The sequence below is a fragment of the Rummeliibacillus sp. TYF-LIM-RU47 genome, assembly GCF_008638315.1.
In the GTDB taxonomy this organism is placed as follows: Bacteria; Bacillota; Bacilli; order Bacillales_A; family Planococcaceae; genus Rummeliibacillus; species Rummeliibacillus stabekisii.
The window spans coordinates 778,995-797,965 of sequence record NZ_VVIR01000001.1; the positions used below are offsets into that span (position 1 = coordinate 778,995).

The window sequence follows — 18,971 nt, forward strand, 5'->3', positions numbered from 1 at the left end:
TTCGGCTATTCATTGATAATTACCAAAAGGCTTGATACAATAGGGTAAAGTTAAATTTCAAGCGGTAGTTACTTTAAAACTCCAACTGCTTGGAAGTGTAAGTATATTGGGATTTGAGACCGATATTTCTATCCTAATTTACTCTTTATTTATATTAAAATTTTGATGTGATAATAAAAACCCTTAAGTGGGATACAAGATTTTTTGAAAAGTCGAGGCTAACATGAATTCAATAATAAATAATTTACATGATATCCAAAAAAGAATGGAAGATGCTTGCAAAAAGGCTGGCAGAAAACTTAGCGATATTACGATAATTGCTGTTACAAAGCAAGTTTCAACAGCTCGGACCAAAGAGGCAATAGAGGTAGGGCTGACCCATTTAGGAGAAAATCGTCCTGAGGGTTTATTAGATAAGCAGGTTGAGATTAAAAATAATGCAACATGGCATTATATTGGTTCTTTGCAAACTAGAAAAGTCCGTAAAGTAATCAATCAGATTGATTACTTACATTCCCTCGACCGCATTAGCCTAGCTGAGGAAATAGATAAACGTGCAGATTCTAATGTCGATTGTTTTGTGCAGGTGAATGTATCTGGTGAGGATTCCAAACATGGTTTAACGCCAGAGGAAGTTCTGCCTTTTATAGAGCAACTATCAATATTCCCTCATATTCGCATCGTCGGTTTAATGACAATGGCACCTAATACTGAAAATGAAGCAATTATTCGCAGTGTATTCAAATCATTAAAAAATTTACAGTTAGAGATTGCTAGTAAAGGATATAGCTATGCACCATGCACCGAACTTTCAATGGGAATGTCGAATGATTATGAGATTGCCATTGAAGAGGGAGCGACATTTGTCCGTATTGGCACAGCTCTAGTTGGTACGAAAGAAGGGACTTTTAATGAAGGTGAAGGATAAAATCAAAAACTTTTTCTATTTAGAAGAGGAAGAAGAATACGTAGAAGAACAGGCCGTACGCAAAGAACCGATACGCCAGCAAGCTGTGCCGCAACAACAAGCAAGACAGCAACAAGTACAGCCACCAATCGTTAATAGACCTGCAGCTGTTAAGAAGCAGTCTATGAAGGAACGTCAAAAACAAGTTGATTATCCGTCAAATGTCCCGAACCTCGTTAGTATTACACAAAAGACTTCAAAGCTCGTGTTATCAGAGCCGAGAGTCTATTCAGAGGCGCAAGATATTGCTGACAATCTAAAAAATAAGCGGGCAGTGGTTGTAAACCTGCAAAGGATTGAACGCGATCAGGGTATGAGAATTATCGATTTTATCAGCGGAACGATTTTTGCCCTTGGTGGAGATATTAAAAAGATCGGCAAAGATATATTCTTATGTACGCCTGATAACATGGAAGTGGACGGAAATATATCAGAATACTTATATGACGATCAATAGAGGAGAATAATTGTTCATGCTACCATTTACAATAGTGAAGGTTTTTTTTGAGTTCTATTCCATTGCATTAATTATCTACATTTTGATGTCTTGGATTCCTTCAGCGTATGAGTCAGCTGTAGGAAGATTTTTAGCTAAAATATGTGATCCTTATCTGGATTTCTTTAGAAAGTTCATACCACCAATTGGCATGATTGATGTATCACCGATTGTGGCGCTAATTGCATTAAATTTAATTCAAACAGGAATATTTTATGTACTTAGCTATATAGTGTTTTAAAAAAGGGCCCCTTAAAAGGGCTCTCTTTTACAAGTTGCCACCACCCGAGTGTGGGGCTTTTTTGTTAGATAAGAAATTAAAAGGGAGACACTACAATGGAAGATGTATTTCAACATTTCAGGCCATCGGAGAGAGCCTTTATCGAACAAGTAATCGGGTGGAAAAAAGAAGTGGAGGATCAGTATGCGCCAAGGCTAACCGATTTTTTAGATCCACGCATGAGTCAGATTGTCCACAATATTATTGGGAAGAATGGCGATATACAAGTTTCTATGAGTGGTTTATTTGATGGAGCGGAGCGACAAAGAGCTCTCATTTATCCAGATTACTTTTTACCGTCAGAAGAAGATTTCAACCTAGTTATTTGTCAACTTAGCTATCCTTCGAAATTTGTTCATTTAAAACATCCAGATGTACTGGGCGCCTTATTATCCATTGGACTTGAGCGCTCTAAGTTTGGCGACATACGTGTGGGCCCAGAAACTGTTCAATTTGTTGTGGCCAAAGAAGTGTTTGAATATGTGAGGCTCAATCTGATTAGCGTTGGTCAAGCTAAGGTAGAGGTGGGGCAATTGCCTACGTCTGATACTTTATTGCCTCCTGATGCCGATTGGAAAGAGCAGTCAACAACAACAAGTTCTTTACGTTTAGATACTGTCATAGCTTCTGTTTATCCAATCTCGCGCCAGAAAGCAGCTGCGTTCATCAATGGAGGAAAAGTAAAAGTGAATTTTGCCCTATGTGAACAAGTTTCTTTCGAATTGCAAGAATCTGATTTGATATCCATAAGAGGACTCGGCCGCTTTATCATTCAATCAATCGAAGGTAAGACAAAAAAAGATAAATACCGCATGAAAGTAGGGAAAATGGACCGAAAATCGTAAATTTCTTATAAAAATGCAGAATTTGAGTGAACTTCCAAATAGAGAAATGTATAATAATGAGTAAATGTAGTTAAGGAGAGGTGCAAATCATGCCATTATCGCCACTTGATATACATAATAAAGAATTTAGTCGCGGCTTTAGAGGATATAATGAAGATGAAGTAAATGAGTTTCTAGAACAAGTTATTAAAGATTATGAAATAGTGCTAAAAGAAAAAAAGGAGCTTGAGAATAAACTTCTTTCAAGCAACGAACAGATTGGGCACTATAACTCAATTGAAGAAACGTTGCAAAAGTCAATTGTCATTGCACAAGAAGCAGCAGAAGAAGTCCGTCGAAACTCTCAAAAAGAAGCAAAGCTAATTGTCAAAGAAGCTGAAAAAAACGCGGATCGTATAGTCAATGAAGCCCTTTCCAAAGCTCGCCGCATCGCAATGGAAATCGAAGAATTGAAAAAGCAATCAAAAGTCTTCCGCAATCGTTTCAAAATGATTGTCGAAGCTCAATTGGATTTAATTCAATCAGATGATTGGGATCATTTAATGGAATATGAAGTGGATACCGCAGAATTAGAGCATTTGGACCTGCCGCAGGATTAGTACTTGACTGGAAGCGTCCATTTTAACTATAATGTCATCATATATAAAAGTAATGATGGAGAGAGTACGTTATAAGTGCCGTCTAGCGATTTAGGGATAGTGGGAGCCTAAACGAAACGCTTATAAAAGAAAATCACTCCTGAACTAGATTGTTGAAAGGGAAGTAGGCAATCTCGTCAACACCGCGTTAAGGTGTCTTAAGCGGCGCTTTTACAGCGCAACTAGGGTGGTACCGCGAGAAATATCCTCCTCGTCCCTTTTTGGGATGAGGAGTTTTTTTATTTTAAAAATGAGTTTCAAGTAATCAAGGAGGAATAAAAATGGATTATAAAAATACCCTGTTAATGCCAAAAACAGATTTCCCTATGCGCGGAAATCTACCAAACAACGAGCCGAAAATTCAAGATAAGTGGAAGGATATGGACATCTATACAAAAGTTCTAGAACGTACGAAAGATCGCCCAGCTTTCATCTTGCATGACGGCCCTCCTTATGCAAATGGTGATATCCATATGGGTCATGCGCTCAATAAAGTATTAAAAGACATGGTAAACCGCCATCGTTCTATGACTGGGCACTATTCACCATATGTACCGGGCTGGGATACTCACGGTCTTCCAATCGAGCAAGCTTTAACAAATAAAGGCGTTGACCGCAAGAAAATGACCGTAGCGGAATTCCGTGAATTATGTAAAGAGTATGCATACGAACAAGTAGAACGCCAACGTGAGCAATTTAAACGCATTGGAGTTCGCGGTGATTGGGAAAACCCATATATCACTTTGAAACCGGAATTCGAAGCGCGCCAAATTGGCGTGTTTGGCGATATGGCTAAAAAAGGCTATATCTATAAAGGATTAAAACCAGTGTATTGGTCTCCTTCAAGCGAATCTGCTTTAGCAGAAGCAGAGATCGAATATAAAGATATTAAATCTCCTTCTATTTATGTTGCTTTTGATGTTTTAGATGGAAAAGGTGTAGTAAATGCAAGGGAAAAATTCATTATTTGGACGACAACACCTTGGACGATTCCTGCGAACCTAGGTATTTCTGTAAATCCTGAATATACGTATGTAGTTGTAAAAGAGAATGATCAAAAATACATTATTGCCAAAGGATTGCTTGAAGCGGTAGCTGAGAAGCTAGGCTGGGAAAATCCTGAAATCGATCGAGAAATCAAAGGGACGGACCTTGAAAATGTAACGGCGAAACATCCTCTATTTGATCGTGAATCACTTGTTATGCTAGGCGACCATGTAACGCTAGATGCAGGTACTGGTTGTGTTCATACAGCACCTGGCCATGGTGAAGATGACTATCAAGTCGGTAAGCGTTATGGACTAGAAACTTTATCAGTTGTAGATCATAAAGGCTGCTTAACAGAAGATGCAGGCGAGTTTGCTGGTATGTTCTACGATAAAGCGAATAAACCGATCTGCGAAAAATTGGATGAAGCTGGCGCGTTATTAAATCTTACATTCTTTGAACACTCATATCCGCACGATTGGCGTACAAAAAAACCTGTTATTTTCCGTGCTACACCACAATGGTTTGCATCTATTGATAAATTCCGTCCAGAGTTGCTTCAAGCTATCCGTGACACGAATTTTACGCCAGTATGGGGTGAAACTCGCCTGTATAACATGATTCGCGACCGCGGAGACTGGTGTATTTCACGTCAGCGTGCATGGGGCGTGCCAATTCCAGTCTTCTATGCGGAGAACGGGGAAGGAATTATCACTGAAGAAACCATCTCACACGTACAAAAATTATTCCGTGAGCATGGCTCAAATATTTGGTTCCAAAAAACAGCGAAAGAATTGCTTCCAGAAGGATTCACGCATGAGGGATCGCCAAATGGAGAATTCACGAAAGAGACAGACATTATGGATGTATGGTTCGACTCTGGTTCATCTCACCAAGGTGTATTAGTTGAACGACCTGAACTACGTTACCCTGCAGACTTGTATTTAGAAGGCTCTGACCAATATCGCGGTTGGTTTAACTCTTCACTTATCACTTCTGTAGCTATCAACGGCCATGCGCCGTACAAAGGTTTGCTTTCACACGGCTTTGTACTTGATGGAGATGGAAGAAAAATGAGTAAATCGCTTGGCAATATCATTGCGCCAAGTAAAGTGATGAACCAATACGGAGCAGATATTTTACGTCTATGGGTAGCTTCTGTTGACTATACAGCAGACGTGCGTATTTCAATGGATATGCTGAAACAAGTGTCAGAAGTGTATCGTAAGATCCGTAATACATTAAAGTTCTTACATGGTAATTTACATGACTTTAACCCAGAACAAGACTATGTATCATATGAAAATTTACGTGAAGTCGACCAATATATGTACATGGAGCTACAAAAGCTGATTCAAACAGTACGTGATGCATACGATCGTTATGAATTTGCGACTGTTTATAAAGCAATCAACAACTTTGTAGCAGCAGAGCTAAGTTCATTCTATTTGGATATTGCAAAAGATGTTGTATATATCGAAGGTGCAGATGCTCAGCCGCGCCGTGCAATGCAATCTGTGATGTATGATACATTAAACGCGTTATTGAAATTATTAACGCCAATCATTCCACATACAACAGATGAAATATGGTCTTATCTAAGCTATGCTGATGCTGAAAGCGTCCAATTGACAGATATGCCTGATGCTGTTCAAAAAGAAAATTTCGAACAACTATCAGAAAAATGGACTTCTGTTATGGCGATTCGAAACACAGTATTAAAAGCTTTAGAAGAAGCTCGTAATGCGAAAACAATCGGGAAATCATTAGAAGCAAAAGTAACAGTCTTCGGTGATGAACAAAAGGTTACTCTTTTACAAGATCCACAAATTAATTTTGCACAGTTGAACATTGTATCAGAATTTGTTGTAGGCGGTGTTGTTGATAACGCACCTGCAGATGCAGTGAAAGTTGAAAATGTTGCTGTTGTAGTCGAAAAAGCAGAAGGCGAAAAATGCGAACGCTGCTGGACGATTTCAAAGACAGTTGGCGAAAATCCTGCTCACCCAACACTTTGCGCACATTGTGCAGATGTAGTGGAGAATTACTATAGCGAAGCTGAATAATGGCAGTAAGCAAAAAGCCGTTCACGAAATGTGAGCGGCTTTTTGCATTTAATCGTTGTCATGAATCAAGCAATATAAGGATTTTTAACTTGAATGTATGGTGTGTTTTTCTCTTGCGTCTATTATATGATAGAATAGGTTAGATTCGCCAGTAAACGGAGGGTTTGCCATGTACAAATATTATGGTATAGCGATTTTGGTCATTATACTTGATCAGTTGTCAAAATGGAGCATTGTGGAGAATATGAAATATGGAGAGAGCATCTCACTAATCGATCCTTATTTTGGGCTATATTCCCATCGTAATCGCGGAGCAGCATGGGGAATGCTGCAAGGACAATTTTGGTTATTTGCATTAGTCACCATTATTGTGATTTTGGGCATCATTTATTATTATCACAAAGAAGGAAAGGGAAAACCACTGTTCCAAGTGAGTTTGATGTTGCTGCTGGGCGGAGCAATTGGCAATTTTATTGACCGAGTATTCCGAGGAGAAGTAGTCGATTTCGTACATGTGATTATCCCAGTGATTAATTATGATTTCCCTATATTTAATATTGCAGATGCAGCGTTAACATTCGGTGTTATTATGCTCATACTATATATAATCTTCGAAGGAAAAATAGAAAAGAAAAAGGTGAAGTAATGTCAGTCACATATACGATAACAAATGAAATGCAAGGTGAACGTATTGATAAAGCCCTTGCATCTATTCAACAAGATTGGTCACGTACTCAAATTCAAGGTTTTGTACAAGAGGGCCTGGTAGTTGTAAACGGAAGTCCAATCAAAGCCAAATATAAAGTCCAGGAGGGTGACGAAATCACAGTAACACCGCCTGAACCTGAACCTTTAGAAATTATCGCAGAAGATCTTAATTTAGACATTGTTTATGAAGATAGTGATGTGCTAGTAGTTAACAAACCAAAAGGTATGGTCGTCCACCCTGCACCAGGACATACGACAGGGACTTTGGTGAATGGTCTGATGTACCATTGCAAAGATCTTTCAGGTATTAATGGTGTGATGCGCCCAGGAATCGTGCATCGAATTGATAAAGATACGTCTGGCTTATTGATGGTGGCCAAAAATGATAAGGCGCATGAATCACTTGTTCAACAGTTGGTTGATAAAACAGTAACGCGCCGATATACTGCGCTTGTACATGGACATATTCCTCATGATAAAGGTACGATTGACGCACCAATTGGACGAGATCAAAAAGACCGCCAAAAGATGGCAGTTGTCGATCAAGGAAAACACGCAGTTACACACTTCCAAGTAGCTGATCGATTTGGCGTAGACTATACGTTAATCCAATGCCGACTTGAAACTGGAAGAACACATCAAATTCGCGTGCATTTGAATTATATTGGTTACCCGTTAGTAGGCGATCCAAAATACGGACCAAAGAAAACGATTGATTTCGGCGGACAAGCACTGCATGCAGGCGTTTTAGGGTTTATTCATCCTACAACAAAAGAGTATATGGAATTCCAAGCACCGCTGCCTGAGGATTATCAAGAACTCTTGAAAGAATTAAAAAGCAACTATTGACAACGTCAATGTAAGGGCATATACTAATTGCAGTGAAAAGTTAATATTCACCTTTAAGAACAGTCCAGAGAGGCTGAAAAGGGATGCGATGAATGTGAAGTCCGTATGCAGTAACTGCTTACTTGACAATCTATCAGTATACCTATAACCTCTTGGGCCAATCGCTCAAGAGTTTTTTTATGCAAAGAATTTCAACGAAAGGAGAACCATAATGAAGAAAAAAGCAGAACTATTAGATCAAGCTGCAATGAATAGGGCGATTACCCGTATTGCACATGAAATTATTGAACGCAATGAAGGGATCGATGAATGTATCCTTGTTGGAATTAAAACGAGAGGCGCATTTTTGGCCAAACGATTAGCTGAAAAAATTAACTTAATTGAGAAAAAAGAAATTCGTTCTGGTGAATTAGACATTTCCTTATATCGCGATGATCTAACAGTTAAAACAGACAATGGCGAAGCCTTAGTGAAAGACGTTGACATAACGTATGATGTATCAAATCAAAAAGTCATCTTAGTAGATGATGTTCTATATACAGGACGTACAGTACGAGCAGCAATGGATGCCGTGATGGATATTGGCAGACCATCACAAATCCAATTGGCGGTTTTAGTAGACCGCGGCCATAGAGAATTGCCGATACGAGCAGACTTCGTAGGTAAAAATATTCCTACGGCTAGCAATGAAAGAATTGAAGTTAACATGGTAGAAGCTGATCAAACAGACGTAGTAGCTATTTACGAATAACAGTAGTTTTCTTAGAATGTGAGGAATATTGAGATGTCAAATGCAGTATTGGATATTAACGACAAACCTTCGGGAGGACAGTTAGTCACACTTAGTTTGCAGCATATGTTTGCAATGTTTGGTTCAACTATCCTTGTCCCAACATTAACAGGCTTGTCACCAGCCATCGCTTTATTAACAAGTGGGATTGCAACAATTATATTCTTGCTTGTGACACGCTTTAAAGTACCGGCTTACCTTGGATCATCATTTGCCTTTATAGCGCCTATTCAAGTAGCATCAGCTACCGGAGACGGCCCGGGTAGCGCGATGATCGGTGCAATGGCGGTAGGCCTTGTATATGGGATTGTATCCTTATTAATTTGGAAAACAGGATACAAGTGGATTATGAAATTATTGCCGCCTATCGTAGTGGCGCCCGTAATAATGGTCATTGGTTTAGGGCTTGCAGGAACTGCTGTCCATATGACGATGTACGAAACAGTGGGAGACAACAAAGAAGTATATAGCGCAGCCTACTTTGTTATCGGTTTAATCACGCTAGCTATTTCAATCCTATGCAATAACTTCTTTAAAGGTGTTATTAGCACCATGCCGATACTAATCGGATTGATTGGCGGTTATCTTGCTTCACTGATTTCGGATGCGGTGTTTCATACCCATCTCATTAACTTTAGTAAGGTAGTAGAAGCAAAATGGTTTAAAACGCCAGACTTCCTGATACCTGGGGTTGATTATGAATTCCATGTCACATCTACATTGCTGCTGGCAATGGTGCCGATTGTCATTGTGACAATCTCCGAACATATAGGTCATCAGCTTGTTTTAGGAAAAGTAGTTCACCGCAATTTCATTAAAGACCCTGGTTTAAACCGGTCCTTGCTTGGTGATGGACTAGGCACACTCATCAGTTCATTGATTGGTGGTCCGCCTAAAACGACTTATGGTGAAAATATCGGTGTCCTAGTATTAACACGTATCTTTAGCGTATGGGTAATTGGTGGTGCGGCAGTGTTCGCCATCCTCCTTTCATTCTCAGGTAAACTAATGGCACTTGTTGGTACGATTCCTACACCAGTGCTTGGTGGTGTATCAATCCTGCTCTTCGGGATCATTGCTTCAAGCGGTTTGCGCATGCTTGTAGAAAATAAGATTGATTTTGATGATAAGCGTAACCTTGTGATTGCATCAGTCATCTTAATCTTAGGGATTGGCGGAGCAAAGCTAGCATTTACCCAAACGTTTTCCATTGAAGGCATGGCTCTTGCGGCAATCATTGGTGTTCTTCTAAACTTTATACTACCAGGTAAAGCTCAGCCAGATCTTGAGATGGAAAGAGAAGAGATGGAAATGAAAGAAAGTTCAATTGAATAATTTGTAGCAATACCTTTTAAGAGTTGTCCAGAGAGGCACAGAAGGGTGATTCGATACGATAAGCATGCATATAGTATACAAGCTTATTTTGTCATATCCTTCAAAAGCCTCCTTGAAATTACAAGGAGGCTTTTAGTTTAATACAAAACTAGGAGGCAAAATGATGAAAAACTTATTATCGATGGAGCAAGTATCAATACAACAAATTGAGGAAATTTTAACACGAGCAGCTGAGCTTGAGGCTGGAGCCAAACCACAGCTTGCACAGAATGCAATGGTTGCCAACCTCTTCTTTGAACCAAGTACAAGAACAAAGGTAAGTTTTGAAATAGCTGAGCGCAAACTAGGCGCCACAGTGATACCTTTTGAATCAGGTTTCTCAAGCACACTGAAAGGTGAAACGCTTTACGATACGGTGAAAACATTAGAATCTATGGGAATCGACGCAGTTGTCATTCGCCATAACCAAGATGCTTACTATGAAGACCTCTTGCCGGGAATTAATATACCAATCATCAATGGTGGAGACGGAACCGGACAACATCCATCACAATCTCTACTCGATCTCTATACTATCTTTAAAGAGTTTGGCCGATTCAAGGGCTTAAATATCACAATAGTAGGAGACATCTCACATAGCCGCGTAGCAAAATCCAATATGATTTCACTTAAAAGATTAGGTGCAAACGTACAATTAGTTTGCCCAGAACAATGGCAAGGAGAATTCCCAGAAGCGAATAATGAATGGGGCGATCTGCATAAAACAAGTGATGTGATTATGTTGCTACGGGTCCAAAACGAACGAAATGTTACATATGAAGGATACAGCACGGAAAACTATCATCAACAATACGGCTTGACAGTGGAAAGAGAAAGTATGATGAAAAACAATGCGATTATTATGCACCCTGCTCCTTTCAACCGCGGAGTAGAAATTGATTCCGACCTAGTAGAGTGTGAACGTTCACGGATTTTCGAAGCGGTAAATAACGGAGTTTATATTCGAATGGCAATCTTAGAAACTATCTTAAAGGAGAGAAAATACAATGACAGTGTTACTTCAAAATTTGCAGTTAGTAGATAAGAACGGAAATCTTTATGCAGGGGAAATATTCATTGAAGATGGAAAGATTGCAGCAGTAGGTGAGAAATTAAATGTGCAGGCAGATGAAATAATAGATGGGAAAGGATATATGGCATCACCTGGTTTTGTGGATGTCCACGTACATTTGAGAGAACCAGGCTTCGAACATAAAGAAACCATTGAAACAGGTTCTCTCTCAGCTGCAAAGGGCGGCTTTACGACCATTTGTGCGATGCCAAATACCAAGCCAGTTCCGGACTCAATTGAGAATTTAGCGATGATTAATGGATTAATTGAGCAGAGCGCGATCGTGCGTGTTCTGCCTTATGGTTCATTAACTGTTGATCAATCGGGTGATGTTCGCACAGATTTAAAAGCGCTGAAGGCACATGGGGCTGTAGCATTTTCAGACGATGGAGTAGGCATCCAAGAAGCTAGAACGATGTATGAACAAATGAAGGATGCAGCTGCTCTCAATATGACTGTAGTTGCACATTGTGAAGACAACTCATTGATTTATGATGGAGTAATGCATGAAGGTAAACGCAATTTAGAATTAGGATTGCCTGGTATTCCTTCTATTTGCGAGTCTGTTCAAATTGCACGAGATGTATTGCTTGCTGAGGCTGCAGGCGCGCATTACCACGTATGCCATGTATCCACAAAAGAATCTGTACGCGTAGTGCGGGATGCCAAAGCAGCAGGAATCCACGTAACAGCGGAAGTTTGCCCACATCACCTACTTTTAGAAGAGATGGATATTCCAAGCGATGATGCTAACTGGAAGATGAATCCGCCACTTCGTGCTAACGAGGATTGGCTGGCTCTACATGAAGGACTATTAGACGGCACTATCGATTGTATAGCAACGGACCATGCGCCTCATACAAAAGAGGAAAAATGTTGCGGTATGGTAGGAGCACCATTTGGAATTGTTGGCTTCGAAACAGCATTTCCTCTTTTATACACACAATTTGTGAAAACAGGAAAATGGACATTGCGCCAGTTGATTGACTGGATGACCGTAAAACCAGCTCAACTATTCAACTTGCCATATGGCACACTTGGAATCGGTGAATCAGCGGATCTAGTCTTAATTGATATCGAAAACGAGAAAACAATCGATGCAGAAGAGTTTCTGTCTAAAGGAAGAAACACCCCGTTTAACGGCTGGAAAGCAACAGGATGGCCAATGCTTACAATGTGTGAAGGCAAAATTGTTTGGGAGGATGGCTCATGCTAAAAAGAAAACTGATCTTAGAATCGGGCGAAGTTTTTGAAGGCATTGCTTTCGGCAGTGAAACAGAATCAGCTGGTGAAGTCGTGTTTACAACAGGAATGACCGGCTACCAAGAAACGATTTCAGATCCATCTTTTTGCGGACAGATTGTGACCATGACTTACCCTTTAATTGGCAACTACGGGATTAATCGAGATGACTTTGAAGCCATCTCGCCTGCAATCAAAGGTTTTGTTATCCACGAATTGGCAACAGTACCTTCAAACTTTCGCAATGAAGGAACATTGGATGAATACCTAAAAATGAAAGGCATTCCAGGTATTCAAGGGATTGATACAAGAAAACTGACACGCCTGATTCGTAAGGAAGGTGCTGTCAAAGGCTATCTTTCAAAAGCTGGAGAAGAAATCAATCTTGAGGAAATAATAGAATGGCTTAACGCTGTAAAGTTTCCAACGAATCAAGTTGCACAAGTTTCAACACAAAAGGCGTATCCATCTCCAGGTCGTGGTAAACGTGTCGTGTTAATCGATTTTGGAATGAAGCACGGGATACTGCGCGAGCTAAATAAGCGAGATTGTGATGTGATAGTTGTACCTTATAACACAAGTGCAGAAGAAATAATGGCCTATCAGCCAGATGGAATCATGCTATCTAATGGTCCTGGAGATCCAATGGATGTTCCTGAAGCTATCGAAACGATAAAAGTACTAATCGGTAAAGTACCAATGTTCGGTATTTGCTTGGGCCATCAGCTTTTCGGACTTGCATCTGGAGCTAAGTCATTTAAGTTGAAATTTGGCCATCGAGGTGCAAATCATCCTGTCAAAGATTTAAGAACGGGACGGACAGAGCTTACATCGCAAAACCATGGATTCGCGATTGATATGGATTCACTTCAAGACACAGACTTAGAAGTAACGCATATTGCATTAAATGACGGCACATGCGAAGGAATGCGCCACAAAAAATATCCAGTATTCACAGTGCAATTTCATCCTGAAGCTTCACCTGGTCCAGAAGATCCCAACCACCTGTTTGACGAATTTATCGAGCTAATGAACAACAGTACGAGAGAGGAGCAATTGCAACATGCCTAAACGCCATGACATTCAATCCATCCTAGTAATCGGTTCAGGTCCCATTATTATCGGTCAAGCTGCAGAATTTGACTATGCAGGTACACAAGCTTGCTTGGCATTAAAAGAAGAGGGGTATAAAGTAATCCTCATCAACTCCAACCCGGCAACAATTATGACGGATACAGAGATTGCTGACACTGTTTACATCGAGCCTATTTCGTTAGAGTTCGTATCACGCATCCTACGTAAAGAACGTCCAGATGCAATTCTACCGACGCTTGGTGGCCAGACTGGTTTGAATATGGCAATTGAACTGCATAAGTCAGGCATATTAGATGAACTTAGCATAGAAATTTTGGGGACAAAGTTAGAAGCAATCAACCAAGCGGAAGACCGCGATCTATTTCGCAGTCTTATGCAAGAACTTGGTGTTCCAACGCCCGAATCAGAAATCGTACATACATTAGAAGAAGCTTACACATTTGCCAGCCGTATAGGTTATCCCATTATTGTTCGCCCTGCCTTTACATTAGGTGGTACAGGCGGCGGCATCTGCCATGATGATCAGGAATTGAAAGAAACTGTAGCGTCAGGCCTAAAATATTCACCTGTTACACAGTGCCTGCTTGAAAAATCGATTGCAGGATACAAAGAAATTGAATATGAAGTGATGCGTGATTCAAAGGACAATGCCATCGTTGTTTGCAACATGGAAAATGTGGACCCTGTCGGTATACATACAGGAGATTCAATCGTTGTAGCACCTTCTCAAACATTATCGGACCGTGAGTACCATATGCTGCGAAATGTATCGCTGAAAATTATCCGTGCACTCGGTATTGAAGGAGGCTGCAATGTTCAGTTAGCACTGGATCCATACAGTTTCAATTACTACATTATCGAGGTTAATCCTCGAGTTTCTAGATCATCAGCTCTTGCTTCTAAAGCAACAGGATATCCTATTGCAAAACTGGCGGCAAAAATTGCAGTTGGATTAACTCTCGATGAGATGATTAATCCTGTGACAGGTAGAACATATGCGTGCTTCGAGCCAGCACTAGATTATATCGTGGCAAAAATTCCGCGCTTTCCTTTCGACAAATTTGAAACAGCTAAGCGAAACTTAGGGACTCAAATGAAAGCAACTGGAGAAGTTATGGCAATTGGTCGCACCTTTGAAGAAGCCATTTTAAAAGCTGTGCGCTCATTGGAGACAGGCCAGAAACATATAGAATTAAAAAATGCAGATGATTTAACGGATGAACTGATCGAAAAACGGATAACAAAAGCAGGAGACGAGCGGTTATTCTTTATAGGTGAAGCTTTAAGACGTGGCATAACAATCGAGCAAATTCATGATTGGAGCAAGATCGATCTTTTCTTCCTTCATAAATTGAAGAATATCATTGACTATGAAAAAGTGATAAAAGAAAACCCACAAAATGAAGAGGTACTCAAAAAAGCTAAAACAATGGGTTTTGCAGATGAAATAATCGCAAGGCTCTGGGGCATGACAGAGAGAGAAGTATATGATTACCGCAAAGAAAACCGTATCCTACCGGTCTATAAGATGGTAGATACATGCGCGGCGGAATTCGAATCAGAAACACCCTACTTCTATGGGACATACGGTTCTGAGAATGAATCAATACGGTCAAAACGTGAATCTGTCATCGTACTCGGTTCAGGACCCATCCGCATTGGACAGGGTGTGGAATTCGATTATGCAACTGTGCACTCGGTGTGGGCTATACAAGAAGCAGGATATGAAGCAATCATTATAAATTCAAACCCGGAAACCGTATCAACAGACTTTTCGGTCTCAGATAAACTATACTTTGAGCCGCTAACGATTGAGGATGTCATGCACATTATTGATCTAGAACAGCCACTAGGGGTGGTAGTCCAATTTGGGGGCCAAACGGCAATTAATCTGGCAGAGCAATTAGAAGAGAGAGACGTTAAGATACTAGGTACCACACTCGATTCGATTGACAGAGCAGAATCACGAGACCGTTTTGAGGAAGCACTGCATGAATTAGGAATTCCTCAACCGAAAGGGAAAACAGCAACCAATTCGCATGAGGCTGTAGCCATTGCAGAGGAAATAGAGTACCCAGTCCTTGTGCGTCCATCTTATGTGCTTGGTGGTCGAGCGATGGAAATCGTGTACAACAGCAAAGAACTAAAGCATTATATGGAAAATGCTGTTGAAGCTTCACCAGAACATCCTGTATTGATAGATAGATATCTGACTGGAAGCGAGATTGAAGTAGACGCCATTTGTGATGGAGAAAACGTGCTCATTCCAGGCATCATGGAACATATTGAACGTGCTGGAGTGCATTCAGGAGATTCGATTGCCGTTTATCCGCCGCAAAACTTAGCCCAAAAGCATATTGATACATTAGTAGATTACACGACACGTTTAGCAAAAGGTTTGGGGATCAAAGGCTTAATGAATATTCAATATGTCATTTCTAAAGATGTGGTCTATGTAATTGAAGTTAACCCACGTGCATCAAGAACAGTTCCTTTCTTGAGCAAGATTACAAATATCCCTATGGCCAATGTTGCGACAAAAGCAATCCTAGGAGAGTCGATTATTGAGCAAGGTTATAAAGAAGGGCTTGCACCTTCTAAAAATGGTGTGTTTGTAAAAGTGCCGGTGTTTAGCTTTGCAAAACTTCGTCGTGTCGATACCACATTAGGACCTGAAATGAAATCTACAGGCGAGGTAATGGGGAAAGACAGCACATTAGAAAAAGCGTTATATAAAGGCTTTGTAGCAGCAGGAATGAAAATAGCCGATCATGGTTCCGTCTTGATGACTGTGGCAGATAAAGATAAAGCAGAGGCGGTAGAACTGGCTGAACGATTTGTGAAAGTAGGTTACTCAATCCTTGCCACACCAGGGACAGCAAAGACGCTGGAAAGTGCAGGGATTCAATCAACCGTTGTGGATAAAATCGGATCAAGCGAGAAAACGCTACTTCACGTCATCCAAAATGGAGAGGCTCAGTTAGTCATTAATACACTGACAAAAGGAAAACAGCCTGAGCGAGACGGTTTTAGAATTCGCCGTGAAGCAGTAGAAAATGGTATACCTAGCTTCACATCACTAGATACAGCAACAGCTATTCTCCAAGTCATAGAATCTATGACTTTTACAGCAACAGCAATGCCAAAAGCAGAGTTAGAGGTGTCCTTATGATTCAACAAGAAAAAATGAAAGTCATTCATCATCGATCTATAGCAACAAATATTTATGAGCTGGTCTTGCATGGCCAGCTTGTAAATGAAATGAGAAACCCTGGCCAATTTGTGCATATTCGAGTGTCAGATAGTTATGAACCTCTGCTCAGAAGACCAATTAGCATTTGTTCAATAGACCAAGAAAACTTAGAATGTACATTGCTATATCGTGCAGGAGGAAGAGGAACACAGCTGCTCTCTTTAAAGCAGACAGGGGATATGGTGGACGTACTAGGACCATTAGGAAATGGATTTCCACTAGATGCTTGCAACTCTGGTGAAACGGCATTGCTGATCGGGGGAGGTATTGGTGTGCCACCGCTCTATGAATTGGCATCTAGATTACAGCAAAAAGGTGTACGCACGATCCATGTCCTTGGTTTCCAGTCAATCGGTGATGTTTTTTATGAAGAACAATTTAAGGCTCTTGGTGAAACACATATTGTTACAGCGGATGGAAGCTACGGCTCAAAAGGGTTTGTAACAGATTTATTAATGCAAGAGAAACCTGAATTTAACGTTTTCTACAGTTGCGGCCCTACGCCAATGCTAAAAGCGATTGAACAAACGTATCCTGATAAATTAGGATTTCTATCTTTCGAAGAGCGCATGGGATGTGGAATTGGTGCTTGCTATGCCTGCGTGTGCGAAACGACCGACGGTGTGTCGCAAGATTATTTGAAAGTATGCAGCGATGGGCCCGTATTTAAGAGAGGAGTTGTAGCACTATGAACCGCCTTCAAGTAGAACTTCCGGGTTTATCATTGAAAAACCCGATCATTCCAGCTTCCGGGTGCTTCGGCTTTGGCCAAGAGTTTGCAAATTTATACGATTTATCAACATTAGGTGCAATCATGATTAAAGCAACAACACTGGAGACTAGAAGAGGAAATCCTACGCCGCGTGTGGCTGAAACGTCATCAGGTATGCTGAATGCTATTGGTCTGCAAAATCCAGGCTTGGAGCATGTGATGGAGCATGAACTTCCATGGCTTGAACAATTTGATGTGCCCATTATTGCGAATGTTGCTGGCACAGAAATGACCGATTATGTAGCGGTTGCAGAAAGAATATCAACCGCCAAAAATGTGAAAGCGCTTGAACTAAATATCTCTTGCCCCAATGTAAAATGTGGAGGTATTCAATTCGGCACCGATGCCAAAACAGCAGGTGAGTTGACTGCAGCAGTAAAGGCTGTTTCTGAAGTTCCTGTTTATGTTAAGCTTTCACCTAATGTCACGAATATAGTTGAGATTGCCAAAGAAGTAGAGGCAAGTGGGGCAGATGGAATCACAATGATTAATACACTAATTGGCATGCGCCTGCATCCTTCAACTGGCAAGCCTATTATTGCCAATGGTACAGGTGGACTCTCGGGCCCTGCAGTGAAGCCTGTGGCGATTCGAATGGTTTATGAAGTCAGTAAAGAAATTTCGATTCCGATTATTGGCATGGGTGGCGTAACAAACGCTGAGGATGCTATTGATTTTCTATCAGCCGGAGCGAGTGCTGTCGGAGTAGGAACAGCAAACTTTGTGGACCCATTTGTTTGTCCGAAAATAATCGAAGAACTTCCTCAAAAACTAGATGAGATAGGGTACAGCAAATTAACAGATTTGATTGGAAGGAGCCATCGTTAAATGACAGATAAGCCTATTATTGCCTTAGACTTCCCAGGGGAAGAAGACGTTTTTACCTTTTTAGAACAATATAATGAACCTCTTTATGTGAAAATAGGTCTAGAACTTTTTTTACAAGAAGGTAGTTCAATAATAAAAAATATAAAAGATTTAGGACATGAAATTTTCCTGGATTTAAAATTGCACGATATACCAAACACAGTCAAATCAGCTATGCGCGGGTTAGCAAGATTAGGCGTTGATATGGTAAATGTACATGCTGCGGGCGGTAGTGAGATGATGAAAGCAGCACTTGAGGGGTTGCAAGAAGGAACTCCAGTTGGAAAAAAGAGACCTCTACTAATCGCTGTTACACAACTCACTTCTACAACGGAAGAAGAAATGCAAAAAGAGCAAAAAATCATGACAACGCTTGAGGAATCAGTGTTGAATTATGCACTTCTAACAAAAGATGCAGGCCTTGATGGTGTTGTTTGCTCTGTTTTGGAAGCAAAGGCAATCGAAGAAGCTTGCGGCAAAGAATTCTTAAAAGTCACACCTGGTATTCGTTTAGAAGGCGGCGAAGCGCATGACCAAAAACGTATTGCCACACCAGCAGTTGCAAGAGAAAAAGGATCGACACATATTGTCGTAGGCAGAGCGATCACGCAAAGTGTGAATACAGTAGAAAGCTATCATACGGTTTTAGAGCAATGGGGAGGACAATAAT

17 protein-coding genes and 1 other annotated feature are annotated in these 18,971 nt (G+C 40.6%); all 17 genes read left to right on the plus strand.

Annotated features, from left to right (window positions below):
• Window positions 1–223 precede the first annotated feature (223 nt).
• Window positions 224–928: a YggS family pyridoxal phosphate-dependent enzyme gene (locus F0527_RS03790; RefSeq protein WP_150283856.1), complete on the plus strand. Its 705-nt coding sequence runs from the start codon at window positions 224–226 to the stop codon at window positions 926–928.
• Window positions 912–1,424 (plus strand): cell division protein SepF, encoded by a 513-nt coding sequence (locus F0527_RS03795; protein ID WP_066785231.1) that lies wholly within the window; start codon window positions 912–914, stop codon window positions 1,422–1,424. Before F0527_RS03790 ends, F0527_RS03795 begins: the two co-directional genes overlap by 17 nt.
• Before the next feature lie 16 nt (window positions 1,425–1,440).
• The gene (locus F0527_RS03800; RefSeq protein WP_066785234.1) at window positions 1,441–1,704 is read left to right on the plus strand and encodes a YggT family protein; all 264 of its coding nucleotides are present in this window, start codon (window positions 1,441–1,443) and stop codon (window positions 1,702–1,704) included.
• A 95-nt stretch (window positions 1,705–1,799) separates the two neighbouring features.
• Window positions 1,800–2,588, plus strand: a complete 789-nt coding sequence (locus tag F0527_RS03805) for a YlmH family RNA-binding protein (protein ID WP_150283857.1) — start codon at window positions 1,800–1,802, stop codon at window positions 2,586–2,588.
• Window positions 2,589–2,677: 89 nt separating this feature from the next.
• Window positions 2,678–3,187 carry a DivIVA domain-containing protein gene (locus tag F0527_RS03810; RefSeq protein ID WP_066785239.1) on the plus strand — a complete coding sequence of 170 codons (510 nt, stop codon included), beginning with the start codon at window positions 2,678–2,680 and terminating at the stop codon, window positions 3,185–3,187.
• Between the two features lie 43 nt (window positions 3,188–3,230).
• Window positions 3,231–3,448 (plus strand) — a binding site (T-box leader).
• Between the two features lie 59 nt (window positions 3,449–3,507).
• On the plus strand, window positions 3,508–6,279 hold the full coding sequence (ileS, locus tag F0527_RS03815; RefSeq protein WP_150283858.1) for an isoleucine--tRNA ligase: 2,772 nt from the start codon (window positions 3,508–3,510) through the stop codon (window positions 6,277–6,279).
• A 169-nt stretch (window positions 6,280–6,448) separates the two neighbouring features.
• Window positions 6,449–6,925: a signal peptidase II gene (lspA, locus tag F0527_RS03820; RefSeq protein ID WP_066785246.1), complete on the plus strand. Its 477-nt coding sequence runs from the start codon at window positions 6,449–6,451 to the stop codon at window positions 6,923–6,925.
• Window positions 6,925–7,836 (plus strand): RluA family pseudouridine synthase, encoded by a 912-nt coding sequence (locus F0527_RS03825; RefSeq protein ID WP_150283859.1) that lies wholly within the window; start codon window positions 6,925–6,927, stop codon window positions 7,834–7,836. The genes lspA and F0527_RS03825 overlap by 1 nt, the downstream gene beginning before the upstream one ends.
• Window positions 7,837–8,047: 211 nt before the next feature.
• Complete coding sequence (gene pyrR, locus F0527_RS03830) at window positions 8,048–8,587, plus strand: bifunctional pyr operon transcriptional regulator/uracil phosphoribosyltransferase PyrR (RefSeq protein ID WP_066785252.1); 540 nt, start codon at window positions 8,048–8,050, stop codon at window positions 8,585–8,587.
• A 33-nt stretch (window positions 8,588–8,620) separates the two neighbouring features.
• A complete protein-coding gene (locus F0527_RS03835) occupies window positions 8,621–9,961 on the plus strand; it encodes a uracil-xanthine permease family protein (RefSeq protein WP_150283860.1) in 1,341 nt (446 codons plus the stop codon).
• 163 nt (window positions 9,962–10,124) lie between these two features.
• A complete protein-coding gene (locus F0527_RS03840) occupies window positions 10,125–11,045 on the plus strand; it encodes an aspartate carbamoyltransferase catalytic subunit (protein ID WP_066785255.1) in 921 nt (306 codons plus the stop codon).
• Window positions 11,008–12,288 (plus strand): dihydroorotase, encoded by a 1,281-nt coding sequence (locus tag F0527_RS03845; RefSeq protein ID WP_150283861.1) that lies wholly within the window; start codon window positions 11,008–11,010, stop codon window positions 12,286–12,288. Before F0527_RS03840 ends, F0527_RS03845 begins: the two co-directional genes overlap by 38 nt.
• Complete coding sequence (locus F0527_RS03850; RefSeq protein ID WP_150283862.1) at window positions 12,282–13,385, plus strand: carbamoyl phosphate synthase small subunit; 1,104 nt, start codon at window positions 12,282–12,284, stop codon at window positions 13,383–13,385. Before F0527_RS03845 ends, F0527_RS03850 begins: the two co-directional genes overlap by 7 nt.
• Window positions 13,378–16,581: a carbamoyl-phosphate synthase large subunit gene (gene carB, locus F0527_RS03855; RefSeq protein WP_150283863.1), complete on the plus strand. Its 3,204-nt coding sequence runs from the start codon at window positions 13,378–13,380 to the stop codon at window positions 16,579–16,581. Before F0527_RS03850 ends, carB begins: the two co-directional genes overlap by 8 nt.
• The gene (locus F0527_RS03860) at window positions 16,578–17,354 is read left to right on the plus strand and encodes a dihydroorotate dehydrogenase electron transfer subunit (protein ID WP_150283864.1); all 777 of its coding nucleotides are present in this window, start codon (window positions 16,578–16,580) and stop codon (window positions 17,352–17,354) included. The genes carB and F0527_RS03860 overlap by 4 nt, the downstream gene beginning before the upstream one ends.
• The gene (locus F0527_RS03865) at window positions 17,351–18,262 is read left to right on the plus strand and encodes a dihydroorotate dehydrogenase (RefSeq protein WP_066785265.1); all 912 of its coding nucleotides are present in this window, start codon (window positions 17,351–17,353) and stop codon (window positions 18,260–18,262) included. Before F0527_RS03860 ends, F0527_RS03865 begins: the two co-directional genes overlap by 4 nt.
• Window positions 18,263–18,970, plus strand: a complete 708-nt coding sequence (gene pyrF, locus F0527_RS03870; protein ID WP_150283865.1) for an orotidine-5'-phosphate decarboxylase — start codon at window positions 18,263–18,265, stop codon at window positions 18,968–18,970. It begins immediately after the preceding gene.
• Window position 18,971 lies beyond the last annotated feature (1 nt).

Coding starts and splice junctions, on each gene's coding strand:
- lspA (WP_066785246.1), top strand. CDS start 6,449: ATGTACAAATATTATGGTATAGCGATTTTGGTCATTATACTTGATCAG.
- F0527_RS03845 (WP_150283861.1), top strand. CDS start 11,008: ATGACAGTGTTACTTCAAAATTTGCAGTTAGTAGATAAGAACGGAAAT.
- pyrF (WP_150283865.1), top strand. CDS start 18,263: ATGACAGATAAGCCTATTATTGCCTTAGACTTCCCAGGGGAAGAAGAC.
- F0527_RS03800 (WP_066785234.1), top strand. CDS start 1,441: ATGCTACCATTTACAATAGTGAAGGTTTTTTTTGAGTTCTATTCCATT.
- F0527_RS03865 (WP_066785265.1), top strand. CDS start 17,351: ATGAACCGCCTTCAAGTAGAACTTCCGGGTTTATCATTGAAAAACCCG.
- F0527_RS03795 (WP_066785231.1), top strand. CDS start 912: ATGAAGGTGAAGGATAAAATCAAAAACTTTTTCTATTTAGAAGAGGAA.
- F0527_RS03850 (WP_150283862.1), top strand. CDS start 12,282: ATGCTAAAAAGAAAACTGATCTTAGAATCGGGCGAAGTTTTTGAAGGC.
- F0527_RS03805 (WP_150283857.1), top strand. CDS start 1,800: ATGGAAGATGTATTTCAACATTTCAGGCCATCGGAGAGAGCCTTTATC.
- pyrR (WP_066785252.1), top strand. CDS start 8,048: ATGAAGAAAAAAGCAGAACTATTAGATCAAGCTGCAATGAATAGGGCG.
- ileS (WP_150283858.1), top strand. CDS start 3,508: ATGGATTATAAAAATACCCTGTTAATGCCAAAAACAGATTTCCCTATG.
- carB (WP_150283863.1), top strand. CDS start 13,378: ATGCCTAAACGCCATGACATTCAATCCATCCTAGTAATCGGTTCAGGT.
- F0527_RS03790 (WP_150283856.1), top strand. CDS start 224: ATGAATTCAATAATAAATAATTTACATGATATCCAAAAAAGAATGGAA.
- F0527_RS03825 (WP_150283859.1), top strand. CDS start 6,925: ATGTCAGTCACATATACGATAACAAATGAAATGCAAGGTGAACGTATT.
- F0527_RS03860 (WP_150283864.1), top strand. CDS start 16,578: ATGATTCAACAAGAAAAAATGAAAGTCATTCATCATCGATCTATAGCA.
- F0527_RS03835 (WP_150283860.1), top strand. CDS start 8,621: ATGTCAAATGCAGTATTGGATATTAACGACAAACCTTCGGGAGGACAG.
- F0527_RS03840 (WP_066785255.1), top strand. CDS start 10,125: ATGAAAAACTTATTATCGATGGAGCAAGTATCAATACAACAAATTGAG.
- F0527_RS03810 (WP_066785239.1), top strand. CDS start 2,678: ATGCCATTATCGCCACTTGATATACATAATAAAGAATTTAGTCGCGGC.